This is a genomic window from Mesorhizobium sp. WSM4935 (assembly GCF_029625735.1).
Classification (GTDB): Bacteria; Pseudomonadota; Alphaproteobacteria; order Rhizobiales; family Rhizobiaceae; genus Mesorhizobium.
The window spans coordinates 204,063-211,419 of record NZ_JARTVR010000010.1; the positions used below are offsets into that span (position 1 = coordinate 204,063).

General features: G+C 63.2%; 7 protein-coding genes, 2 tRNA genes and 1 pseudogene. 7 read left to right on the forward strand and 3 right to left on the reverse strand.

Features of this window, described 5'->3' with window-relative positions:
• The first annotated feature begins 103 nt into the window (after positions 1 to 103).
• The 3 genes from gcl to P9273_RS22410 all read left to right on the forward strand — a co-directional run bounded on the left by gcl (position 104) and on the right by P9273_RS22410 (position 3,795).
• Positions 104 to 1,885, forward strand: a complete 1,782-nt coding sequence (gcl, locus tag P9273_RS22400; protein WP_278050847.1) for a glyoxylate carboligase — start codon at positions 104 to 106, stop codon at positions 1,883 to 1,885.
• Positions 1,886 to 1,922: 37 nt separating this feature from the next.
• A complete protein-coding gene (hyi, locus tag P9273_RS22405; protein WP_278050848.1) occupies positions 1,923 to 2,720 on the forward strand; it encodes a hydroxypyruvate isomerase in 798 nt (265 codons plus the stop codon).
• 190 nt (positions 2,721 to 2,910) lie between these two features.
• A complete protein-coding gene (locus tag P9273_RS22410) occupies positions 2,911 to 3,795 on the forward strand; it encodes a 2-hydroxy-3-oxopropionate reductase (protein ID WP_278050849.1) in 885 nt (294 codons plus the stop codon).
• A 72-nt stretch (positions 3,796 to 3,867) separates the two neighbouring features.
• Here the strand turns inward: P9273_RS22410 and P9273_RS22415 are convergent, their stop codons facing one another.
• Positions 3,868 to 4,731, reverse strand: a complete 864-nt coding sequence (locus tag P9273_RS22415) for a TrmH family RNA methyltransferase (protein WP_278050850.1) — start codon at positions 4,729 to 4,731, stop codon at positions 3,868 to 3,870.
• Between the two features lie 199 nt (positions 4,732 to 4,930).
• Here P9273_RS22415 and P9273_RS22420 point away from each other — a divergent pair.
• Both P9273_RS22420 and P9273_RS22425 read left to right on the forward strand, forming a co-directional pair.
• A tRNA-Tyr gene (locus P9273_RS22420) sits at positions 4,931 to 5,015 on the forward strand.
• Positions 5,016 to 5,103: 88 nt separating this feature from the next.
• A tRNA-Gly gene (locus P9273_RS22425) sits at positions 5,104 to 5,177 on the forward strand.
• Between the two features lie 74 nt (positions 5,178 to 5,251).
• Here P9273_RS22425 and P9273_RS22430 read toward each other — a convergent pair.
• Positions 5,252 to 5,707: a YidB family protein gene (locus P9273_RS22430; RefSeq protein ID WP_278050851.1), complete on the reverse strand. Its 456-nt coding sequence runs from the start codon at positions 5,705 to 5,707 to the stop codon at positions 5,252 to 5,254.
• 131 nt (positions 5,708 to 5,838) lie between these two features.
• Here P9273_RS22430 and P9273_RS22435 point away from each other — a divergent pair, with 131 nt between their 5' ends.
• The gene (locus P9273_RS22435; RefSeq protein ID WP_040999817.1) at positions 5,839 to 6,096 is read left to right on the forward strand and encodes a GlsB/YeaQ/YmgE family stress response membrane protein; all 258 of its coding nucleotides are present in this window, start codon (positions 5,839 to 5,841) and stop codon (positions 6,094 to 6,096) included.
• A 69-nt stretch (positions 6,097 to 6,165) separates the two neighbouring features.
• Here P9273_RS22435 and P9273_RS22440 read toward each other — a convergent pair whose 3' ends face one another.
• Positions 6,166 to 7,053 (reverse strand): DMT family transporter, encoded by an 888-nt coding sequence (locus P9273_RS22440; protein ID WP_278050852.1) that lies wholly within the window; start codon positions 7,051 to 7,053, stop codon positions 6,166 to 6,168.
• 227 nt (positions 7,054 to 7,280) lie between these two features.
• Here P9273_RS22440 and P9273_RS22445 point away from each other — a divergent pair.
• Positions 7,281 to 7,357 (forward strand): annotated as a pseudogene (locus P9273_RS22445) (GTP-binding protein); the annotation flags it as partial.

Below are 7,357 nucleotides of genomic sequence, written 5' to 3' on the forward strand. Positions count from 1 at the left end.
CTCATAAGAGACATTTCCTAGAAATGAAAAAATATTCTGAAAAAATTGAAAAATCAAAGGCGCGCTGTCACTATCAAGCCAACCAACGAAATGGAGGTTTGTCATGGCCCGGATGCGCGCTGTCGACGCAGCGGTTCTCGTTCTCGAAAAGGAAGGCATCACCAACGCCTTCGGCGTGCCGGGTGCGGCGATCAACCCGCTCTATTCGGCGCTGAAGGCTCGTGGCACCATCCGCCACGTGCTTGCCCGCCACGTCGAGGGCGCCTCGCACATGGCCGAAGGCTATACGCGGGCCAAGGCCGGCAACATCGGGCTCTGCATCGGAACCTCCGGCCCGGCCGGCACCGACATGATCACCGGGCTCTATTCGGCCTCGGCGGATTCCATTCCCATCCTCTGCATCACCGGGCAGGCGCCGCGTGCCCGCCTCACCAAGGAGGATTTCCAGGCCGTCGACATCGCTTCGATCGCATCGCCCGTCGCCAAATGGGCGGTGACCGTCATGGAGCCTTACCTGGTCCCGATGGCGCTGCAGAAGGCATTCCATCTGATGCGCTCCTCGCGCCCAGGCCCTGTGTTGGTCGACCTGCCGCTCGACGTTCAGCTTGCCGAGATCGAGTTCGACATCGACGCCTATGAGCCGCTCGTTCCCTTCAAGCCGGCGATGACGCGCGCCCAGGCCGAGAAGGCGCTGGCGATGCTCAACGAAGCGGAAAAGCCGCTGATCGTCGCCGGCGGCGGCATCATTAACGCCGATGCATCCGACCTCCTGATCGAGTTCGCCGAAGTCACCGGCGTCCCGGTCATCCCGACGCTGATGGGCTGGGGGTCGATCCCCGACGACCATCGGCTGATGGCCGGCATGTGCGGCCTGCAGACCTCGCACCGCTACGGTAATGCGACGATGCTTACCGCTGACGTAGTCTTCGGCATTGGCAACCGCTGGGCCAATCGCCACACCGGTTCCGTCGACGTCTACACCAAGGGCAAGAAATTCATCCATGTCGACATCGAGCCCACCCAGATCGGCCGAGTCTTCGCGCCGGATCTCGGCCTCGTCTCGGATGCGGGCGCGGCGCTGAAGATGCTGCTCGACGTCGCCACCGAGTGGCGCACGGCAGGCAGGCTGCGCGACTGGTCGGGCTGGGCCAAGGAATGCCAGCAGCGCAAGAAGACCATGAAGCGCAAGACGCATTTCGAGCAGGTGCCGCTGAAGCCGCAGCGCGTCTATGAGGAGATGAACAAGGCTTTCGCCCGCGACACCACCTATGTCACCACGATCGGCCTGTCGCAGATCGCCGGTGCGCAGTTCCTGCATGTCTACAAGCCGCGCAACTGGATCAATTGCGGCCAGGCCGGCCCGCTCGGCTGGACGCTGCCGGCGGCCCTCGGCGTTCGCGCCGCCGATCCGGACCGGGATATCGTCGCGCTCTCCGGCGATTATGATTTCCAGTTCATGATCGAGGAACTGGCCGTCGGCGCGCAGCACAAGCTGCCCTACATCCACGTCGTCGTGAACAACGCCCATCTCGGCCTCATCCGCCAGGCGCAGCGCGGTTTTTCGATGGATTACGAGGTGAGCCTCGCCTTCGAGAACGTCAACCGGAAGGACGACCCCGAGGCCGGCTACGGCGTCGACCATGTGGCGGTTGCCGAGGCGATGGGCTGCAAGGCGGTAAGGGTGAGAAAGCCGGAAGAGTTCGCCGGCGCCTTCAAGGAGGCGCAGCGGCTGATGAAGGAGCACCAGGTGCCGGTCGTGCTGGAATTCATCCTCGAGCGCGTCACCAACATTTCCATGGGCACGGAAATCGACAAGATCACCGAATTCGAGGAGCTTGCCGAGCGCAACGAGGATGCGCCGACCGCCATCATGATGTTGGACTAGGCGAGCCTGGGCAGGCAGAGAAAGAAGGAGAAAAAGAATGCCGCGGTTTTCAGCCAATCTCTCGATGCTCTTCGGCGAGCATGATTTCCTCGATCGCTTCGATGCCGCGGCCCGCGTGGGCTTCAAGGGCATCGAATATATCGGCCCTTATGACCATGCGCCCGAGGTCGTCGCCGCGCGTCTCAAGAAGAATGGCCTCAGCCAGGTTCTCTTCAACCTGCCGGCCGGCGACTGGGCGAAGGGCGAGCGCGGCATTGCCGTACTGCCCGATCGCGTGCCGGAGTTCCGCCAGGGCGTCGCCAAGGCGATCACCTACGCTCACGCGCTGGGTTGCGAGCAGATCAACTGCCTGGCCGGTATCGCGCCGCAGGGCGCCGACCGGGCCGTGTTGGAAAACGTCTTTGCCGACAACCTGGCCTTTGCGGCGGAGAAGCTGGAGCAGGCCGGCATCAAGCTGCTGATCGAGCCGATCAACACCCGCGACATTCCGGGCTTCTTCTTGAATTACTCCGACCAGGCCCTGGCACTGATCGACCGCATCGGCTCGAAGAACCTGTTCCTGCAATATGACATCTATCACATGCAGATCATGGAGGGGGATCTCGCCCGTACCATCGAAGCGAACCTTCCCCGCATCGCGCATATCCAGCTTGCGGACAATCCCGGCCGTCACGAGCCGGGGACGGGCGAGATCAACTATCCTTTCCTCTATGACCACATCGACCGGCAGGGCTATTCCGGCTGGGTCGGCGCCGAATACAAGCCGAAGGCCGGCACCGAAGCCGGGCTCGGCTGGTTCAGCGAGTTCGCCGGGCAGGGGAGCGCGGCGGCTTAGAGCGATTCCAACCAGCGTCGCCGCCGCCCCTCACCCTTACCCTCTCCCCGTGAAGAACGGGGAGAGGGGGATGCCGGCGCTGGAGCTTGTCCCTTCTCCCCGTCCCTTACGGGGAGAAGGTGGCGGCAACCGGATGAGGGGCGGCGCCGACCTGTGACAGGTTAGAACAAGACGTTCAGGAGACTGCAAAATGGAAACCATCGGTTTCATAGGCCTCGGCATCATGGGCGCGCCGATGGCGGGACATCTGCTCGACGCCGGCTATAAGGTCGTCGCCAGCGACCATCGCTCCAAGCCACCGGCCGACCTCGTCGCCACGGGCCTGACGACTGTCTCGGGCCACGATGCCGTCGCTAAGGCCGCCGACATCATCATCACCATGGTGCCCGACACACCCCAGGTCGCGGAGGTTCTCTTCGGCGAAAACGGCGTCGCCTCCGGTCTCACCAACGGCAAGCTCGTCATCGACATGAGCTCGATCTCGCCGATCGCCACTAAGGAATTCGCCAACAAGATCAACGGCCTCGGCTGCGACTATCTCGATGCGCCGGTGTCGGGCGGCGAGGTCGGCGCCAAAGCGGCCTCGCTCACCATCATGGTCGGCGGCGAGGAAAAGGCCTTCGAACGCGCCCGGCCGATCTTTGAGAAGATGGGCAAGAACATCACCCTGGTCGGCCCGAACGGCGTCGGCCAGACCACCAAGGTCGCCAACCAGATTGTCGTGGCGTTGACCATCGAAGCGGTCGGCGAAGCGCTGGTCTTCGCCGCGAAGGCGGGCGCCGATCCGGCCAAGGTCAGACAGGCACTGATGGGCGGGCTCGCCGCCTCGCGCATCCTCGAAGTGCATGGCGAGCGCATAATCAAACGCACCTTCGCGCCGGGCTTCCGCATCGAACTGCACCAGAAGGACCTCAACCTGGCGCTGGAAGGCGCGAAGGCGCTGGGCGTGTCGCTGCCCAACACCTCGACGACCCAGCAGCTCTTCAATTCCTGCGCAGCCAACGGCGGCGCCAAGGAGGATCACTCCGCGCTGGTGAGGGCCCTGGAGCGGATGGCCGGCCACGAAGTGGCTTAGGGAAGCGAATAGCGAATAGTGAGTAGTGAGTAGCGAATGGGGATTGCAGGTCAGCACCTCGCGGTGCTCCTCCTATTCGCTATTCGCTAGGAATTTTCTCGCCGCATAAAGGCTGACCGCCGCCGCATTCGACACGTTGAGCGAGTGGATGGCGCCGGGCATGTCGAGGCGGGCGAGCGCGGTCACCGTCTCGCGCGTCTTCTGGCGCAGGCCCTTGCCTTCGGCGCCCAGCACCAGCGCGATCTTCTCGCCGTCGAAGGTCTTTTCAAGCTCGGCCGGTCCTTCCGAATCGAGCCCGATCGTCTGGAACCCGGCCTCGTGTAACTGGCCCAGAGCATCGGCGAGGTTCTTCACCTCGATCTGGTCGATATGCTCCAGGGCGCCGGACGCGGATTTGGCCAGAACGCCGGATTCCTGGGGGCTGTGGCGGGCCGTGGTGATCAGCGCGCCCGCCCCGAAGGCGACCGCGGAACGCAGGATCGCGCCGACATTGTGCGGGTCCGTCACCTGGTCGAGCACCAGCACCAGCTTTGTGTCGCCGAGCGCATCGAGACGCTTCGGCTTGAGCGGCTCGGCCTCGATCAGCACGCCCTGGTGCACCGCATCCGATCCGGTGACCCTGTCGATATCCTTTGGCTCGACCAGCTCGGCCTTGAAGGGCAGGGCGGCAAGCTCGCCGATCGAAAGCCGCTCCGCGGCATTGCGCGTCACCAGCATCTTCCTGATCTTGCGGCGCGGATTGTCGAGCGCGGCCCGCACCGTGTGCAGGCCGTAAAGCCGCACCAGTCCATCGCTTGGCGCTTCGCCCGGCGGCACCGGCTGCCGCGGCCGGAATGCCGGCGCGCCGCCCGCCTTTTGGTCGCGATGCGCCCGCCTCAGCTTGGCATAATGGGTGTCCTTGCGCGTACCAGGCTTGTTGCTTTTCTCGTCGCTCATGCCGGCCTCTATAGCGGTCCCGTTCACTCAAGGATATGGCCTGCGGCAATGAATGCCGAACATCCTCGAAAAACCCTCGCCGCGCCGGTTGACACCCACCGGCCTTGCCGCCATAAGGCGCATCGCTGATTTCGGAGAAGATCCTACTCGGGCTCCGGATCGGCGCGAATGCCTCGTTGCATGGCTCCGGCGGCAGACTGGAGAGGTGCCCGAGTGGTTAAAGGGGACGGACTGTAAATCCGTTGGCTTAGCCTACGTTGGTTCGAATCCAACCCTCTCCACCACTGCCGGCCCGGAAGCCCTGAAACGAAAAGTCTCGGACCGAAAAGTGCATGGCGCTTTTCGGGTGAATCCGATACCTCAGTGCAAGGCGCGGGTATAGCTCAGTGGTAGAGCAGCAGCCTTCCAAGCTGAATATGCGGGTTCGATTCCCGCTACCCGCTCCAGATTTCCTCCTCGGACGCTCCAAAGAAAACGCCGCGCGCTGTGGCGCGCAGCGTTTCCATTTCATCCGGCCCGCTTAACTGTTGAAGGCCGAAGCGACCTGATGGTGCTGCGGGATCTGGCCGTTCGGCGTCAGCTTGTCGACGATACCGGGCAGCGCCGTGGAGAGTTGCTGCAGCAGTTCCTGTTCGTTCATGCCCGTGCGCTGCGCGATCTCGCGGATCACCGCCGGTCCGAGCGCCGAGCCGAGATCACCCGGGTTGATCGGCTGGTTCTGGCCCGTGCCGACCCAGGAATCGGCGACGTTGCCATGTCCAGCATCCCTCAGCTTGTCGAGCAGGCCGCCGAGACCCCCGAGCAGGCCGCCATCGGCCGACGCGTCGGTGCCCGCAGGCGTCGGCGCCGGCGCCTGCGGCGCGGCCGCCTCTTCGCTTCTGCCGCTCAGCATCTTGCCGACCAGCAGCGCGCCGAGGGCGATCATCAGAGGTTTGGTGATGTTGCCGCCCGGAACGGCATTGTCAAAAAGGCCCATAACGGATCTCCTTATCCAGCCAAGTCCGCCCGGTTCCAGAATGGCGCAAACGAGCGGAATTTCAAGCTGACTTGAGCTTTTGATAATCATATGAACATGATTGGCGCGGCGGGGGGATTTTGGAGGGAATTATGGGCATCATCAGCTGGATCATTCTCGGCCTTATCGCCGGCTTCATCGGCAGCAAGATCGTCAACAAGACCGGCCAGGGCATGATCATGGATATCGTGCTCGGCATTGTCGGCGCCATCGTCGGCGGACTGATCTTCAGCGCCTTTGGCTCGGCGGGGGTCACCGGTCTCAACATCTGGAGCCTGATCGTTGCCGTCATCGGCTCGGTCGTCGTGCTTTGGGCCTATCACCAGTTTTCCGGCAAGCGCACGCTGTAAGCACGGTCGCCGTATTGATCGGCTGTGAAGGCCGACCCGTTCGGGTCGGCCTGCTTTGAATTCATGTCGTCAGGCGACCATCGCCAGTCGGCGCCTTCTTTCGTCGAGTGAGACGATCGCCAGGCCGCTGGCCATCACCAGGAGGATGCCGCAGACGGCGAGCGCGTTGGGAAACTGTCCGAACACCAGCAAGCCCGAAATGACCGCCCAGACGGTGAAGCAGTAATAGAACGGCGCGACCGCGCTTGTCGGTCCGACCCGGTAGGCCATGAAGATGAAGAAATGGCCGAAGATCAGGAACAGGCCCGCTCCGGCGATCAGCAGAAGATGGCGTCCCTCCGGCATCACCCATTGCTCTGTCGCCAGATGCGCCGCGCCGGAGCCGGCCAGCACCACCAAGACCGCTGAGATGGCGACGATCATGCCCGGCACCTCGGTGCCCACCTTGCGGCCGGCTATATCGCGCACCGCCGCGAAGGCGGCGTTGCCGAGGGCCAGCAGCGCATAGACCGAAATTCCCTGCATGGTCGGCTGCGCCACCATGAGAGCCCCGACAAAGCCAAGGCCGATCAGCGCTATGCGCGTGGCGCCGATCTTTTCGCCGAACAGCATCGAGGAGCCGACCAGCACGAGGAGAGGGGTGATCTGCCCGAGCGCGGTGGAATCCGCGATCTGCATATTCGCCAGGGCGACGACGTAGCAGAGGATCGCCAAGAGCTCGAACAGGTTGCGGCGCAGCACCTTGCGCTCGAAGAGCAGCGGGATCTGCCTGGCGTAGCCAAGCATCAGAAGCAGCGGCACGCCCCACAGCGTCGCGGCGGCACCCCGCAGCAAGAGCACTTCATAGGGCGGCAGCCCGGCGGTCGCGAGCTTCATCATCGTGTCGTTGACGAGATAGGATCCCGTGGAGACGACCATGAACAGCGGACCGCGGATATTGGATGGAATGAACTGCATCCGCCGACAAAATCAGAGCGGCGTCGCGGCGGCAATGGGCCAGTCCGTAGCCTTTGATTTTACGCACGGCACCCCTATATCCGTGCCACATCCCCCTGAATTCGACCATTGGTTCGGGTCGAGCGGGAATCCGCTCAGCCACAAGGCACTTGTGTTTTTCGGCCGTTGTCGCTAATCGCCCCGCATTCGACTGAACTGAAGGTCAAGGCCGTCCAAGGAAAGAGACTATGGCAAAAGGTAAATTCGAGCGCACCAAGCCGCATGTGAACATTGGCACGATCGGTCACGTCGATCATGGCAAGAC